The sequence below is a fragment of the Serinicoccus profundi genome (assembly GCF_008001015.1).
Classification (GTDB): domain Bacteria; phylum Actinomycetota; class Actinomycetes; order Actinomycetales; family Dermatophilaceae; genus Ornithinicoccus; species Ornithinicoccus profundi.
In genome coordinates, this window is the sequence record NZ_CP042862.1 from 1,714,360 (window position 1) to 1,728,021 (window position 13,662).

Genomic DNA, 13,662 nt, shown 5'->3' on the forward strand with positions numbered 1-13,662 from the left:
GCCTAACCCGGCGACCCTGGACCTTTCGTGGGAGCACCGCTCGTGGCCCGGATGTGCTCGATCAGTGCATCCACCCGTGCATCCTGCGCGGCGAAGGGATCTTTGCAGATCACGGTGCGCTGCGCGGCGTCGTTGAGCTTGAGGTGCACCCAGTCGACGGTGAAGTCGCGCCGGTGCTCGGCGGCCGTGCGCACGAAGTCACCGCGCAACCGTGCCCGCGTCTGCGGCGGGTCGGTCGTCGCGGCCTGCACCCGGGCCTCGTCGATCACCGTTCGGGCCGCACCGGAGCGCTCCAGGATGCGGGCCAGGCCCCGGGTCGGGTGGATGTCGTGCCAGGCGAGGTCGAGCTGCTGCAACCGGGCGTCCCACGGCTCGAGCCCGTGCCGCTGGGCGTAGGAGTCGAGCAGCTTCTTCTTCATCACCCACTCGATCTCGGTGTCGACGAGGTGCAGCTGGTCGGTGTCGATGGCGTGCAGTCCGCGCTCCCACAGCTCCAGCACGTCACGGTATGCCGCCTGGTCCGCCAGTCCGGCGCCCTCGGCATACCCCTTGGTCAGCTCGAGCAGTCGCGACTGCAGCTCCAGCGCCGTGATCGTCCCGCCCCTGCGCAGCGCGAGCGGGGTCCGCCCGGTGCGGTCCCGGCTGACGTCACGGATCGCCTGCATGGGGTTGGCGAGGACGAGGTCGGGGACGGCCGTGCCTGCCTCGAGCATCTTGAGCACGAGGTCGGTGGTGCCCAGCCGGAGCATCGTCGTGGTCTGGCTCATCGTGGAGTCGCCGACGATGACGTGCAGCCGGCGGTGCTGCTCGGGGTCGGCGTGCGGCTCGTCGCGGGTGTTGATGATGGGCCGCGACCGGGTGGTGGCCGAGGAGAGGTCCTCCCACATGTGATCGGCGCGCTGCGAGACGAGGTAGGTCGCCCGCTGCTCGGTGACGTGCAGGCGCCCCGCCCCGGTCACGAGCTGCCGGGTGACGAGGAAGGGCACGAGGGTGTCGGTGACCCGCTCCATCCGGGTGCGCCGCTCGATGAGGTAGTTCTCGTGCGAGCCGTAGGAGTTGCCTCGCGAGTCGACGTTGTTCTTGAGCACGTAGACCGTGGCGTCGAAGCCTTCGGCCGCGAGCCGTTGCTCGGCGTCGTGGGCGAGGTCCTGCACGATGAGCTCGCCCGCCCGGTCGTGCGCGACGAGGTCGAGCAGGTCGGTGCACTCGGCCGTGGCGTACTCGGGATGGGAGCCGACGTCGAGGTAGAGCCGAGAACCGTTGCCGAGGAAGACGTTGGACGAGCGGCCCCACGCGACCACCTTGCGGAAGAGGTAGCGCGAGACCTCCTCCGGGGAGAGTCGCGAGCCACCCGCGAAGGTCGCGTTGACGCCGAACTCTGTCTCGACGCCCATGATGCGGCTCAGCACGGCGCCACGATCACTGACCGCCCTTCTGGACGAAGCCGTGGACGAACTCGGTGGCGTTGGTCTCCAGCACCCCGTCGATCTCGTCGAGGAGGGAGTCGAGCGCGGCGTCGCGCTCGGCGCTCTGCGCGGTCGGGGCGCTCGGCGGCGGGGTGGCGTCCGGGTCCGGCCCGGTGTCCCCGGCGTCCTCGTCCCGTCGACGGTCGAACTGCTGCTGTGACATGGACCGATCCTAGTCAGACGTCGTCGCTGGCGAGCTCGGAGAGCAGGCTCGCGGCGTCGGTATGCCGGTCCAGCAGCGACTCGACGCGCTCGCGCCGTCCCCCGGTCGGCTCGTCCATGCGCACGCGGCGCGGTGAGCCGCTGGCGTCGACGAGGACGACCGAGTCCCAGGACGCCGCCCGCACTCCCCCGCCGGGCCCGTAGCGGCGTACGGCCTCCCCGCGGAACCATGCGCGGGTGTCCTCGGGCGGGTGGGTCACGGCGTGCGCGATCTCCTCCGGCCCCACCAGCCGCTCGAGCTGGCCGGAGGCGCGCAGCTTGCGGGCCAGACCCCGCGCGGGGTCGAGGTCGTGCCACTGGATGTCCATGGCGGCCAGCCTGGGGTCGTCCCAGCCGACCCCGGCGCGCGCCGCGAAGCGTTGCAGGAGCTGGTGCTTGGCCACCCACTCGACCTGGCCGGCCGCCGTCGCCGGGTCACTCCGCAGGGTGTCGAGCACCGCGCGCCAGCGGTGGAGCACGTCGCCGGTCTGAGGGGCGTGCTCCGGCTCCTGCCAGGCTTCGTGCCCGGAGGCCGCGGCCCGCTCCACCGCGTCGAGGTGGGCCTCGAGCAGGTCGAGGCCGGTGAGCCGGCGACCGTCGGCGAGGTCGACCGCGGTCGTGAGCGTCGGGTCGTGGCTGATCCTCTGCGCGGCCGCGACGGGATGGGCCAGGGTCAGACCGTCGAGCAGGTCGGGGTGGGTCTCGATGACGCGCAGGACCGCCGACAGCGTCCCCAGGGCGAGGTAGGTCGTGACGTCGGCCATGGTCGCGTCGCCGACGATGACGTGCAGGCGGCGGTGCAGGTGGGGGGTGGCGTGCGGCTCGTCACGGGTGTTGACGATCGGCCGGCGCAGCGTCGTCTCCAGGCCCACCTCGGCCTCGAGGTAGTCGGCTCGCTGGGAGAGCTGGAAGCCGGGGCGCTCGCTGGCCTGACCCAGGCCGACCCGCCCCGCGCCGGCGATGACCGGCCGCGCCACGAGGAAGGGGATGAGCAGCGTCGCCAACCGGGCGAAGGGCACCGACCGCGGGACGAGGTAGTTCTCGTGGGTGCCGTAGGAGGCGCCCTTGCCGTCGACGTTGTTCTTGTAGAGCCGCACGTCCAGCCCCTGCTCGGCCAGCGTGCGGACCGCCGCGAGCGCCACCTCCTCCCCCGCCCGGTCGTAGCGGACCGCGGCCAGCGGCCCGGTGACCTCCGGGCTGGAGTACTCCGGGTGGGCGTGGTCGACGTAGAAACGGGCCCCGTTGGAGAGCACCGAGGTGGCGATCGTCGGGTCGTCCACATCGGTGAGCTGCGAGCGGTGCGCCAGGGCCCGGGCCATCTCGAAGCCGCGCGCGTCCCGCAGCGGGGTTTCGTCGGCGTAGTCCCAGCCCGCGCCGGAGGGCAGGGCGTCCCCGGGCGCGGCGCCCGCGGCATAGGCCCGCACCACCTGCCCGGAGAGGACCATCGGCGTCACCGGCTGGCCGACCGCGTCGCGCTGGGTGCTCGTGATCCCCAGCTCGGTCTCGATGCCCATGACCCGGCCCACGCCCACGCCCTGCACGCTCCTCACGCGTCGACCCGGGGCCGCGGCACCCCGGTGACGATGTCGAGGTCGAGGGTGGTCGAGGTCGCGAGGACGGTCAGCGCCCGCGAGCGGGTGCGGCCCGAACCGTGGTCGACCGCGGTGAGGACGTAGCGCCCCGGCGGCGGCAGCCCGACCTCGTAGTAGCCCTCGGCGTCGGTGTGCGCGGTCGCGACGAACTCCCCGGAGTGCTTGATGAGCGAGACGAGCACCTCCCCCAGCGGCGCGCCCTCGTCGAAGACGTGCCCGGACAGCAGCAGCCGCCGCGTCATCGTCACGTCCTCCTCGTGCCCGACCGAGAGGTCGACGAGGCAGGACTGCGGCGCCCAGCCGTCGGCCGACACGACGAGGAGGTAGGCCCCGGGCTCGGGCAGCGCGAGGGTGTAGCGGCCGTCGTTGTCGGTGCGGCCCCAGTCGATGTGGGTGCCGTCGGGGCGCAGCACGGTCGTCACCGCCTGGCGCAGCGGTCCGCCCCGCGGTCCGACCACGCGGCCGCGGACGAGCAGCTCGGGCAGGTCGCCCATCCCGTGCTTGACCTCGGTGCGCTCCCCGGCCGGCCCCGACGCGACGCCTGGCTCCTCGACCTGCGCCCGCTGCGGCCGACGGATGAAGGCGGCGATGAGCCCGCCACCCAGTGACGCCGCGGCGCCGGCCCAGAAGATGAGCTGGTATGCCTCGAAGCTGGGCGCCAGCTCGCCGCTGGCGGTGGCGGTCATCGAGGCGGCGAAGACGGCTGCGACGAGCGCGGACGCCGAGGAGGTGCCGAGCGAGCGCAGCAGCGTGTTGAGGCCGTTGGCCGACGCGGTCTCGGTGATGGGCACGGCCCGCATGATGAGCGTGGGCATCGCGGCGAAGGCGAGCGCCGTGCCGAGCGAGGCGATGCTGGAGGTGATGACGACCTCGAGCACGCTGCGGTGCAGCAGGGAGCGGCCGACGAAGCCGACGGCGATGGTGATCGCCCCGGCGATGAGCACCGCCCGGGCGCCGTAGCGCCGGATCATCCCCGCCGAGACCGGGGACATCGCGACCATGAGCAGGCCGCTGGGCAGCAGCACGAGCCCCGTCGCGACCACGGACAGGCCGAAGCCGTAGCCGGCATCTGCACCTGCTGCGCCGAGGTGAGGAAGTTGGCGAACATCGCGAAGCCGATGAGCACCGAGGCCGCGTTGGTGAGCAGCACGGTGCGCCGCATGGAGGTGCGGATGTCGACGAGCGGCTGGCCGGTCCGCAGCTCCCACGGCACCCACGCGGCGAGCACGAGCCCGGCACCGACGAGCAGGCTGAGCGTCAGCGGCGAGGACCAGCCCCACGTGCCGGCCTTGCTCACGGCGAGCAGGAAGCCGGTGAGCGCGAGCGAGAGCAGGGCGGCGCCGAGGTAGTCGAAGCGGCCCCGGGTCTTGACCGTCGACTCGGGCACGACGAGGTAGACGGCCACGAGCATGACGACCGCGAAGCCACCGGAGACGTAGAACAGCGCGTGCCAGTCGAGGTTGTCGTAGATCACGCCGGCGAGCGGCATACCGATGGCGCCGCCGATGCCCAGGGTGGCCGACATGAGGGCCACGCCGGAGCCGACCCGGTCGGCGGGGAGGTGGTCGCGCATGATGCTGATCCCGACCGGCACCAGGCAGGCCCCCAGCCCGCTGAGGCCGCGCCCGAGCAGGACCAGCGCCAGCTCGCTGCTCAGCGCGGAGACGATCGACCCGGCGATGACGGCCCACATGCACACGATGAGCAGCAGCCGCTTGCCGAACATGTCGGCGAGGCGGGAGACGATCGGGGTGCCGACGGCGGCGGTGAGCAGCGTCACCGTGACGAGCCACGAGGCGTTGTCGCTGGTGGTGTCGAGGATCTCCGGGAAGTCCGGGAGCAGCGGCAGGACGAGCGTCTGCTGGAGCGAGACGAGCGTGCCGCACAGCGACAGGACGATGATGATCGCCGTGGTCGGGGTGGTGGGTGCGGACGCCGGTGTGGTCTTCTCGCCCGCAGCAACTGCCATGCGGCAAACCCTACGCCTGCGCCCTCGCGGCGGCGGAGGGTGGCGGCTCAGCGCTCCCCGAGATCGACCGAGCGGCCCGGCTGGGTGCCGGACGCGTCGCCGACGAGGGTGCGGATGTAGGTGATCCGCTCCCCCTTCTTGCCCGACACCCGCGCCCAGTCGTCCGGGTTGGTGGTGTTGGGCAGGTCCTCGTTCTCCTTGAACTCATCGAGGTAGGCCTGCTCGAGGTGCCGCTCGCGCAGCCCCTCCTCGCCGTGGGTGAGCAGGTCCTTGATCGCCAGCTTCTTGGCGCGGTCCACGATGTTGTGCACCATCGCCCCGGAGGCGAAGTCGCGGAAGTAGAGCACCTCCTTGTCACCCCCGGCGTAGGTCACCTCGAGGAAGGCGTTGGCCGGCGACACGGCATACATCCGCTGCACGACGCCGTCGATGAGCGCGGCGACGGTCGCCTCGCGGTCCTGCCCGTGCGCGGCGAGCGCGCTGGGGTGCAGGGGTATGCCGGAGGTGAGGTACTTGGAGAAGATGTCGCGGGCGCCGTCGGCGTCGGGGCGCTCGATCTTGATCTTCACGTCGAGGCGGCCGGGGCGCAGGATCGCCGGGTCGATCATGTCCTCCCGGTTGGAGGCGCCGATGACGATGACGTTGTCGAGCCGCTCGACCCCGTCGATCTCGGCGAGCAGCTGCGGCACGATCGTGGTCTCCACGTCGGAGGACACCCCCGAGCCCCGGGTGCGGAAGAGCGACTCCATCTCGTCGAAGAAGACGACCACCGGGTCGCCCTCGGCCGACTTCTCCCGCGCCCGCTGGAAGATCATCCGGATGTGCCGCTCGGTCTCCCCGACGTACTTGTTGAGCAGCTCGGGGCCCTTGATGTTGAGGAAGTAGCTGCGTGCGCCGCCCGCGGTCTGCCCCTTCTGCTCGGCCGCCTGCCGGGCAAGCGAGGCGGCGACCGCCTTGGCGATGAGAGTCTTGCCGCAGCCGGGAGGGCCGTAGAGCAGCACGCCCTTGGGCGGGCGCAGGTCGTGGGTCTCGTAGAGCTCGGCGTGCAGGAAGGGCAGCTCGACGGCGTCCCGGATCTGCTCGATCTGCCCGGTCAGCCCACCGATGTCGGCATAGGAGATGTCGGGCACCTCCTCGAGCATGAGCTCGGTGACCTCCGGGCGCTCGATCCGCTCGGTGACGAAGCCGCTGCGGGAGTCCAGCAGCAGGGCGTCCCCGACCCGCACCGGCGCGTCGGCGAGCGACCCGGCACGCCGCGCGATCCGCTCGTCCTCACCGCGCACGAGCACCGTGAGGCGACCGTCGTCGAGCACCTCCTTGCAGGTGACGACGTCACCGGCGCGCTCGTAGTCGGCGACCCCGACGATCGCCTGGGCGTCGTTGAGCAGCACCTCGCGCCCGGGCCGCAGGTCACCGGTGTCGACCTCAGAGGAGATCTGGGTGCGGATCCGCCGCCCGGACAGCGAGACGTCCGCGGTGCCGTCGCCGACGAGGCGCAGCACGAGGCCCATGGTGAGCGGCGGCGAGGCGAGCGCGTCGAGGTCCTCGCGCAGCCCCACGATCTGGGCCTTGGCGCTCTTGAGCGTCGTCGTCAGGGCGTCGTTCTGCCCCTTGAGGTCGCTGACCCGCCCGCTGAGCGACTGCACCTGCTGCTCGAGGTGGCGCTCCCGTGAGGTGGCCTCGCTCATGCGTCCTCCCCCGGCTGCTCGCCGGTCACCCGATCGGCGGTCGCCGTGGCGTCCCGCCGGGTGCGGCGCAGCTTCTTGTCCGACACCGGCCGCTCACCGAGGTCGGCGGCGCTCCACTCCCCGGTCGCCGCGACGTAGTCCTCGCCGTGGGCGCCCGGTGCGGGGCGCTTCTTGCGCAGGTGGGCCTCGGTGGCCGGCGCGAGGCGGCGCAGGACGATGAGGAAGCCGGTATGCCCGTGCATCCGGTGCTCGGGGCGCACCGCCAGACCCTCGAGGTGCCAGCCGCGGTTCATCGACTCCCACGCCGTGGGCTCGGTCCAGCCGCCGGCGGCGCGGGCCGCCTCCGCCACCCGGGACAGCTGGGTCGTCGTCGCGACGTAGCAGATGAGCACTCCGCCAGGGGCGAGCGCCTCGGCGACCACCTCCAGGCAGTCCCACGGGGCGAGCATGTCGAGCACGACGCGGTCCACGGAGCCGGGCTCCACGGCCTGCGGCAGCGCGTCCACGAGGTCGCCGACGGTGACGGTCCACGCGGGGTGGTCCTCGCCGAAGAAGGCGCGGGCGTTGGCGCGGGCGATGTCGGCGAAGTCCTCGCGCCGCTCGAAGCTCAGCAGCCGCCCGCGCTCCCCCACGGCGCGCAGCAGCGACAACGACAGCGCCCCGGAGCCGACCCCCGCCTCGACCACGGTCGCGCCCGGGAAGATGTCGGCATACGTGACGATCTGCCCGGCATCCTTGGGGTAGACGACCTGCGCACCACGCGGCATCGACAGGACGAAGTCGGAGAGCAGCGGGCGCAGCGCGAGGTAGTCGGCGCCCGAGGAGTGCCGGATCACCGAGCCGTCGGCTGCCCCGATGAGGTCGTCGTGCTTGAGGTGACCGCGGTGGGTGTGGAACTCCTTGCCGTCCTCGAGGGTGATGGTGTGCATCCGGCCCTTGGGGTCGGTCAGCTGCACGCGGTCGCCCGCCTGGAAGGGTCCGCGCCGCATGTCGGCGCCCGTCGGCCTGCTCACCGGGTCAGTCTACGAGCGGGGCTCGGCGAGGTCGCGGGTGCTCACCACGCCCCACGGTCGACCCTGCTCGTCGAGGAGGGCGACGACGCCGGAGCCCGAGCTGCGCATCACCTCGATGACGGCGTCGAGACGAGCCTGGGGCGACATCGGCACCGCCCACCCGGGAGGCAGCCGGACGGCCACGGCGGCGACCGGGGTGCTGGCCCACGCCTCCCGCGGCACCTCCTGCAGCGCCGGCGGGTCGACGAGGCCGTCCGGAGACCCGTCGGGGCCGATCACCACCCACAGCGGGTGCTCGGCCCAGGGCACGGTATGCAGTCTCGCGTCGGAGGCGACGACGCCGGGGCGGTGCGCGGTGTCGGCGAGCGTCCGTCGGGAGGCACGCGCCCCCGTCCGACCGGAGCGGATCGCCTGGCTCGCGCCCTGCCAGAGGAAGGCGCCGATGAGCACGACCCAGACCGCCCGGGTCCAGGGCACCCGCTCCCCCTGCAGCACCGGCGGCAGCAGCACCGCGATGGCGACGAGCACGACGACGAGTCGGCCGGTCCAGCCCGCGACCATCGTGCCGAGGTGCCGGTTGCCGCTGACCTTCCAGACGAGGGACTCCAGGAGGAAGCCGCCGTCCAGCGGCAGGCCAGGGATGAGGTTGAAGACGGCCACGAACGAGTTGGCCCAGGTGAAGGCATACGCGAGCAGCAGCGGGACCCCCGTCGTGTCGAGCGCGCCCATGAGCCACCACCCGAGCAGGGCCAGCACGCCGTTGGCGAGCGGGCCGACGACGGCGACCGCCGCGCTGCGGCCCGGGGTGCCGCCGGCCCCGTCGTGCGCGGTGTGCCCGCCCCAGAAGTCCGCGACGATCCGGGAGACACCGAAGCCGACCCGTTGGGCGACGAGCGCGTGCGCCGCCTCGTGCGCCAGGACCGACGCGAGGAGCAGCACGACGAAGGCGAGGGCGACGACATAGCTCCACGGCCCGAGCTCGGGCAGGATGCGGTCCACCGTCGGTCCGAAGAGCCCGACCATGAGGGCCGCGACGAGCACCCAGCTCCGGCCGAGGTAGATCGGGATGCCGGACAGGGTGCCGATGCGCCACCCGGGTGATCGATCCATGGCCCGAGCGTAGAGTGCCGCGCATGGAGGCGGTCACGGAGCACTACACCCGGGCCCTCTCCCCCTCGCGGGCGGCCGACTTCATGCAGTGCCCGCTGCTCTACCGCTTCCGGGTGGTGGACCGGCTCCCCGAGCCGCCCAGCGCGGCCGCAGCCCGCGGCACCCTCGTGCACGCCGTGCTCGACCGGGTCTTCGACCTCCCGGCCGAGCGACGCACGCTGCAGGCGGCGGCCGGTCTGGTGCCCGGCGAGTGGGACCGCCTCGTGCAGGCTGAGCCCGAGCTGGCCGAGCTCGCGCTGGAGGAGACCTGCGGCGGGGCGGACGAGCTGCTGAAGAGCTGGTTCTCCCTCGAGGACCCGACCCGGTTGCAGCCGGCCGAGCGCGAGCTCTACGTCGAGGCCGACCTCGACGGCCTGGTCATCCGGGGGTATGTCGACCGGCTCGACGAGGCCCCGGACGGACGGCTGCGGGTCGTGGACTACAAGACCGGCCGCGCGCCGTCGGAGACCTTCGAGGGCCGCGCGCTCTTCCAGCTGAAGTTCTACGCCCTCGCCCTGTGGCGCAGCCGCGGCGTGCTGCCGACCCGGTTGCAGCTGGTCTACCTGCGCGACCGGACCATGCTGTGGATCGACCCGACCGAGGCCGAGCTGCTGGCCACCGAGCGCAAGATCCAGGCGCTGTGGGCCGCCATCGAGCAGGTCGCGACGAGCGGCGACTGGCGCCCGCGCCGGGGCCGACCATGCACCTGGTGCGCCCACCAGCACGTCTGTCCCGCCTGGGGCGGCACGCCCCCGCCGTTGCCGGAGGGTGCGACGGCGCTCGCGCTCGACCCGCGGTCAGCCGCGGGGTGACCCGTCGTCCCGGCGGCGGAGGTAGCGCTCGAACTCCTTGGCGATCGCGTCGCCCGAGGCCTCCGGCAGGTCGGCGGTGTCCTGGGCCTCCTCGAGCTGACGGACGTAGTCGGCCACCTCGTCGTCGGTGGCGGCCAGGTCGTCCACCCCACGCTCCCAGGCCCGCGCGGCCTCGGCGAGCGCGGTGTCGTCGATGACGCAGTCGAGCAGCTCCTCGAGCTGCCCCAGCAGCGCGAGCGAGGCCTTGGGCGAGGGCGGGCCCCCGGCGTAGTGCGGCACCGCCGCCCAGCACGAGAGCGTGGGCAGGTCGTGCTGGCGTCCCTCGTCGGTGAGGACCCCGACGATCCCCGTGGGGCCTTCGTAGGTGCTGCGCTCGATGTCCTCGCTGCCGGCGAGCAGCTCGGTGTCGTCCGAGCTCACGCTGATCGGGATGGGTCGCGTGTGCGGCACGTCGGCGAGCAGCCCGCCGAGGACGACGAGCAGCTGCGCGTCGCGAGCCAGGAGGTAGTCCAGCAGGTCGCTGGCGAAGGTCCGCCACCGCACCGAGGGCTCGATGCCCAGCACGAGCAGGACGTCCCGGCCCAGCGGCGTGCCGCGGGCGAGCATGACCCGCGTCGTGGGCCAGCGGATCATCCGACGGCCGTCCACGGTGAGGACCTGCGGGCGGTTGACCTGGAAGTCGTAGTAGTCCTCGGGGTCGATGGCGGCGACCACCTCCGCCTCCCAGACGGTGGCGAGGTGCTCCACCACGCTGGAGGCGGACTCCCCGGCGTCGTTCCAGCCCTCGAAGGCGGCGATGACGATCGGGTCGCGCAGCTCCCCGGTGTCCTGCAGCTCGATCACGGGCCTCACCTCTCCACTCGACAGCCACGCCGTTGGTCCAGCCTAGTCGGCCTCCTCTAGCGTGGGGCAGGTGACGCGCCACCCCGAGCCCCGGACCGATGACCTCGACCTGCCCGCCGCTGTCCTCTGGGACATGGACGGCACGATCGTGGACACCGAGCCGTCCTGGATCGCCGAGGAGTACCTCCTCGTCGAGGAGGCCGGCGGGAGGTGGTCGCAGGAGGACGCCCACGACCTCGTGGGTCAGGACCTGCTCACCTCGGCCGGGATGATCCTCGAGCGCACCCCCGTGCAGGGCGACCCGGAGCAGGTGGTGCGCCGCCTGCTGGAGGGCGTCGTGGCCCGCACCCGGGCGCACGTGCCCTGGCGGCCCGGTGCCCGCGAGCTGCTCGCCTCGCTGCGGGCCCACGGGGTGCCGTGCGCGCTGGTGACGATGTCGTGGAACGAGCTCGCGGACGTGCTCGTGGAGCAGCTGCCGCCCGGGACCTTCGACACCGTCGTCACCGGCGACCAGGTGAGCCGCGGCAAGCCCGACCCGGAGGCCTACCTCGAGGCGGCACGGCGCCTGGGGGTCGACCCGGCCCGCGCCGTCGCGATCGAGGACTCCCCGACCGGTGCCACGTCGTCGACCGCCGCGGGGGTGCCGACGCTGGTGGTGCCTCATACCGTCGCCGTGCCGAGCATCCCGGGGACGATGCAGGTGGGCAGCCTGGCGGGTCTGGAGCCCGCCGACCTGGCGCAGGTGGTGCGCTCGCTCAGCTCAGAGCTGCACCCCGAGCAGCGCGTCGACGGCGTCGACGACGAGTCCTGAGGCGGGCTCGCCGGCGGCCACCGTGGTGGCCCAGTCGTCGACGGCGTCCAGGGCGCCGGGGGTGTCGAGGTCGTCGGCGAGGCGCTCGCGCATCCGCTGCAGGGTCGTGCTCCCGAGCTCGGTGACCGACTCGTGCGCCGCCATGTCGGCCGCGCGCCGCCAGAGGTCCAGCCGCTCCCCCGCCTCGCGCAGGATGTCCTCGGTCCACTCCCAGTCGGTCCGGTAGTGCTGGGCCAGGAGGGCGAGCCGGATGGCCATCGGGTCGACGCCGGCGGCGCGCAGCCGGGAGACGAGGACGAGGTTGCCCTTGCTCTTGCTCATCTTCTCGCCGTCGAGGCCGACCATCGCCTGGTGGACGTAGGCCTGGGCGAAGCAGTCGTCACCGCACAGGGCGGCGGCCTGCACCGCGCTCATCTCGTGGTGCGGGAAGACGAGGTCGGTCCCGCCGCCCTGCACGTCGAAGGCCCGGCCCAGGTAGCGCTGGGCGATCGTCGAGCACTCGATGTGCCAGCCGGGTCGTCCCTGCCCGAGGCCGGCGCCCGCCCAGTGCGGCTCCCCGGCACGCCCGGCACGCCACAGGAGCGGGTCGAGGGGGTCCCGCTTGCCGGCCCGGTCGGGGTCGCCGCCGCGGTCGGCGAAGACGTCGAGCATCTGCTCCCGGGTCCACCCGGAGACCGCGCCGAAGCTGGGTTGGGTGGACAGGTCGAGGTAGACGTCCTGGCCGCTGGCCCCGTCGGCGAGCGCCTCGTCCTCCGGCACCGGGACGAGGTATGCCGTGCCCGCCGCCAGCAGCTGCTCCACCGCACGCACATCGTCGGGGATGCCCTCGACCGCTCCGACGTAGTGGTCCGGCGGGAGGACCCGCAGGGCCTCCATGTCGGCGAAGAAGAGGTCGATCTCCCGGGCGGCGAGGTCCTCCCACGCGATCCCGTCACGCTCCGCACGCTCCAGGAGCGGCTCGTCCACGTCGGTGACGTTCTGGACGTGGGTCACGGCGAGGCCGGCGTCGCGCCAGGCGCGCTGCAGGACGTCGAAGGTGACGTAGGTCGCGGCGTGGCCGAGGTGGGTGGCGTCGTAGGGGGTGATGCCGCAGACGTAGAGGCGGGCGGTGCCGTCCTGACCGGCGACGGGGACGACCCCTCCGCTCGCGGTGTCGTGGACACGCACGGGGCTGTCGTCGTGCTCGATCGGCAGCCGGGGCACAGCGGTGGTCGACCAGGTCTTCACGTCGGGAGCCTAACCGTCGACCCCGCGCCGCCCCGCATCCGCCCACCCGGGGCGGGGCGTCACCAGAGCGGCCAGGGCAGCGGGTAGCGCTCGGCCGGCGGGTCGGGGTAGAGACCCGCGGTCCGCAGGTCCCCCACCCGTGCCCGCAGCGCCGCGATCTCCCCCGTCGACAGCAGCTCGGACAGGTCCTCGCGCAGGCGGGAGCCGTCGTCGGCCAGCGACTCCTGCAGGCGCGCGAGCCGGGCGTCGTCGGCCGGGGCGAGGGGGGCGCCGGCGAAGCCCCACAGCACCGTGCGCAGCTTGCCCTCCTCGTGCAGGCTCACCCCGTGGTCGAACCCCCGCAGCCGGGAACGGGTGTCGCGGGTGAGGTGCGCGGCCTTGCGGTCGGCGTTGTTGAGGACGACGTCGAGCGCGGCCACGGTGCGCAGCCCGGGGTCGTCGGCGTGGGCGACGACCAGCGCCTGGCCTTGCTCGTCCTCGGCCTGGACGACAGGGCACCAGCCCTCGGGGAGGTCCTCGGGAGCCATGACGTCGACGAGACCGGCGGTGGGGTCGGCCAGCCGCTCGGGGTCCTGCTCGACCCACCACTGCAGCGAGCCCGGCCCGAGCGGTCCGTCGCGCAGCACGGTCGGTGGGACGACGTCGAAGTCTCCGGCGCGGGAGATGAGGTAGGCCGCGACCTCGCGGGCGGCCAGCGTCTCGGGCGGGAAGTCGTGCAGCGGGCGCTCACCCTTGGTCGGCTTGTAGACGGCGCGGTGGCCGGTGGGCTGGCCGTCGTGCCGGCTGTCGGTGAGGTCGACGAGGAGCGTGAGGTTGGACGCCTGGGTGAGCACGCCGACCGGCTCGATGGTCAGGGTGCGCAGCAGCTCCAGCGCCGCGTCGTCGTGCACG

General features: G+C 73.1%; 13 protein-coding genes. 2 read left to right on the top strand and 11 right to left on the bottom strand.

The features are described 5' to 3' along the window. Positions 1-2 precede the first annotated feature (2 nt). From pafA to FA582_RS07930, 8 genes are read right to left on the bottom strand one after another with little or no spacing between them, the layout of a single operon-like run. Positions 3-1,394 (bottom strand): Pup--protein ligase, encoded by a 1,392-nt coding sequence (gene pafA, locus FA582_RS07900; RefSeq protein WP_033229218.1) that lies wholly within the window; start codon positions 1,392-1,394, stop codon positions 3-5. A 25-nt stretch (positions 1,395-1,419) separates the two neighbouring features. Continuing rightward, a complete protein-coding gene (locus FA582_RS07905) occupies positions 1,420-1,629 on the bottom strand; it encodes a ubiquitin-like protein Pup (RefSeq protein WP_010148451.1) in 210 nt (69 codons plus the stop codon). 13 nt (positions 1,630-1,642) lie between these two features. Further along, entirely contained in the window at positions 1,643-3,181 is a 1,539-nt protein-coding gene (gene dop / locus FA582_RS07910; RefSeq protein ID WP_033229220.1) for a depupylase/deamidase Dop, read from the bottom strand. Positions 3,182-3,213: 32 nt separating this feature from the next. Then, positions 3,214-4,302, bottom strand: coding sequence for an MFS transporter (locus FA582_RS17125; RefSeq protein WP_237707535.1), 1,089 nt, complete (start codon positions 4,300-4,302; stop codon positions 3,214-3,216). Beyond that, positions 4,227-5,228 carry an MFS transporter gene (locus FA582_RS17130; protein WP_237707536.1) on the bottom strand — a complete coding sequence of 334 codons (1,002 nt, stop codon included), beginning with the start codon at positions 5,226-5,228 and terminating at the stop codon, positions 4,227-4,229. Before FA582_RS17130 ends, FA582_RS17125 begins: the two co-directional genes overlap by 76 nt. Before the next feature lie 47 nt (positions 5,229-5,275). Continuing rightward, the gene (arc, locus tag FA582_RS07920; RefSeq protein ID WP_147899783.1) at positions 5,276-6,916 is read right to left on the bottom strand and encodes a proteasome ATPase; all 1,641 of its coding nucleotides are present in this window, start codon (positions 6,914-6,916) and stop codon (positions 5,276-5,278) included. Then, the gene (locus FA582_RS07925) at positions 6,913-7,905 is read right to left on the bottom strand and encodes a tRNA (adenine-N1)-methyltransferase (protein WP_010148456.1); all 993 of its coding nucleotides are present in this window, start codon (positions 7,903-7,905) and stop codon (positions 6,913-6,915) included. The genes arc and FA582_RS07925 overlap by 4 nt, the downstream gene beginning before the upstream one ends. A gap of 33 nt (positions 7,906-7,938) precedes the next feature. After that, on the bottom strand, positions 7,939-9,039 hold the full coding sequence (locus tag FA582_RS07930) for a site-2 protease family protein (protein ID WP_010148457.1): 1,101 nt from the start codon (positions 9,037-9,039) through the stop codon (positions 7,939-7,941). A 23-nt stretch (positions 9,040-9,062) separates the two neighbouring features. Between FA582_RS07930 and FA582_RS07935 the strand changes: the two genes are divergently transcribed. Beyond that, positions 9,063-9,890: a RecB family exonuclease gene (locus FA582_RS07935; protein WP_010148458.1), complete on the top strand. Its 828-nt coding sequence runs from the start codon at positions 9,063-9,065 to the stop codon at positions 9,888-9,890. On the opposite strand, the gene FA582_RS07940 is transcribed toward FA582_RS07935, so the two are convergent. After that, positions 9,876-10,733, bottom strand: coding sequence for a PAC2 family protein (locus FA582_RS07940; RefSeq protein ID WP_010148459.1), 858 nt, complete (start codon positions 10,731-10,733; stop codon positions 9,876-9,878). The genes FA582_RS07935 and FA582_RS07940 overlap by 15 nt on opposite strands. A gap of 70 nt (positions 10,734-10,803) precedes the next feature. On the opposite strand from FA582_RS07940, the gene FA582_RS07945 reads away from it, so the two are divergent. Continuing rightward, entirely contained in the window at positions 10,804-11,544 is a 741-nt protein-coding gene (locus tag FA582_RS07945; protein ID WP_010148460.1) for an HAD family hydrolase, read from the top strand. On the opposite strand, the gene mshC is transcribed toward FA582_RS07945, so the two are convergent. Next, complete coding sequence (gene mshC / locus FA582_RS07950; RefSeq protein ID WP_010148461.1) at positions 11,494-12,771, bottom strand: cysteine--1-D-myo-inosityl 2-amino-2-deoxy-alpha-D-glucopyranoside ligase; 1,278 nt, start codon at positions 12,769-12,771, stop codon at positions 11,494-11,496. The two genes, FA582_RS07945 and mshC, sit on opposite strands and share 51 nt — an antisense overlap. Before the next feature lie 59 nt (positions 12,772-12,830). Continuing rightward, complete coding sequence (locus FA582_RS07955) at positions 12,831-13,661, bottom strand: SCO1664 family protein (protein WP_010148462.1); 831 nt, start codon at positions 13,659-13,661, stop codon at positions 12,831-12,833. Position 13,662: the final 1 nt, after the last annotated feature.

What these genes read in the sequence shown, in the direction of transcription:
- pafA (WP_033229218.1), bottom strand. Translation starts at nt 1,394, where the DNA reads ATGGGCGTCGAGACAGAGTTCGGCGTCAACGCGACCTTCGCGGGTGGC.
- FA582_RS07905 (WP_010148451.1), bottom strand. Translation starts at nt 1,629, where the DNA reads ATGTCACAGCAGCAGTTCGACCGTCGACGGGACGAGGACGCCGGGGAC.
- dop (WP_033229220.1), bottom strand. Translation starts at nt 3,181, where the DNA reads ATGGGCATCGAGACCGAGCTGGGGATCACGAGCACCCAGCGCGACGCG.
- FA582_RS17130 (WP_237707536.1), bottom strand. Translation starts at nt 5,228, where the DNA reads ATGGCAGTTGCTGCGGGCGAGAAGACCACACCGGCGTCCGCACCCACC.
- arc (WP_147899783.1), bottom strand. Translation starts at nt 6,916, where the DNA reads ATGAGCGAGGCCACCTCACGGGAGCGCCACCTCGAGCAGCAGGTGCAG.
- FA582_RS07925 (WP_010148456.1), bottom strand. Translation starts at nt 7,905, where the DNA reads ATGCGGCGCGGACCCTTCCAGGCGGGCGACCGCGTGCAGCTGACCGAC.
- FA582_RS07930 (WP_010148457.1), bottom strand. Translation starts at nt 9,039, where the DNA reads ATGGATCGATCACCCGGGTGGCGCATCGGCACCCTGTCCGGCATCCCG.
- FA582_RS07935 (WP_010148458.1), top strand. Translation starts at nt 9,063, where the DNA reads ATGGAGGCGGTCACGGAGCACTACACCCGGGCCCTCTCCCCCTCGCGG.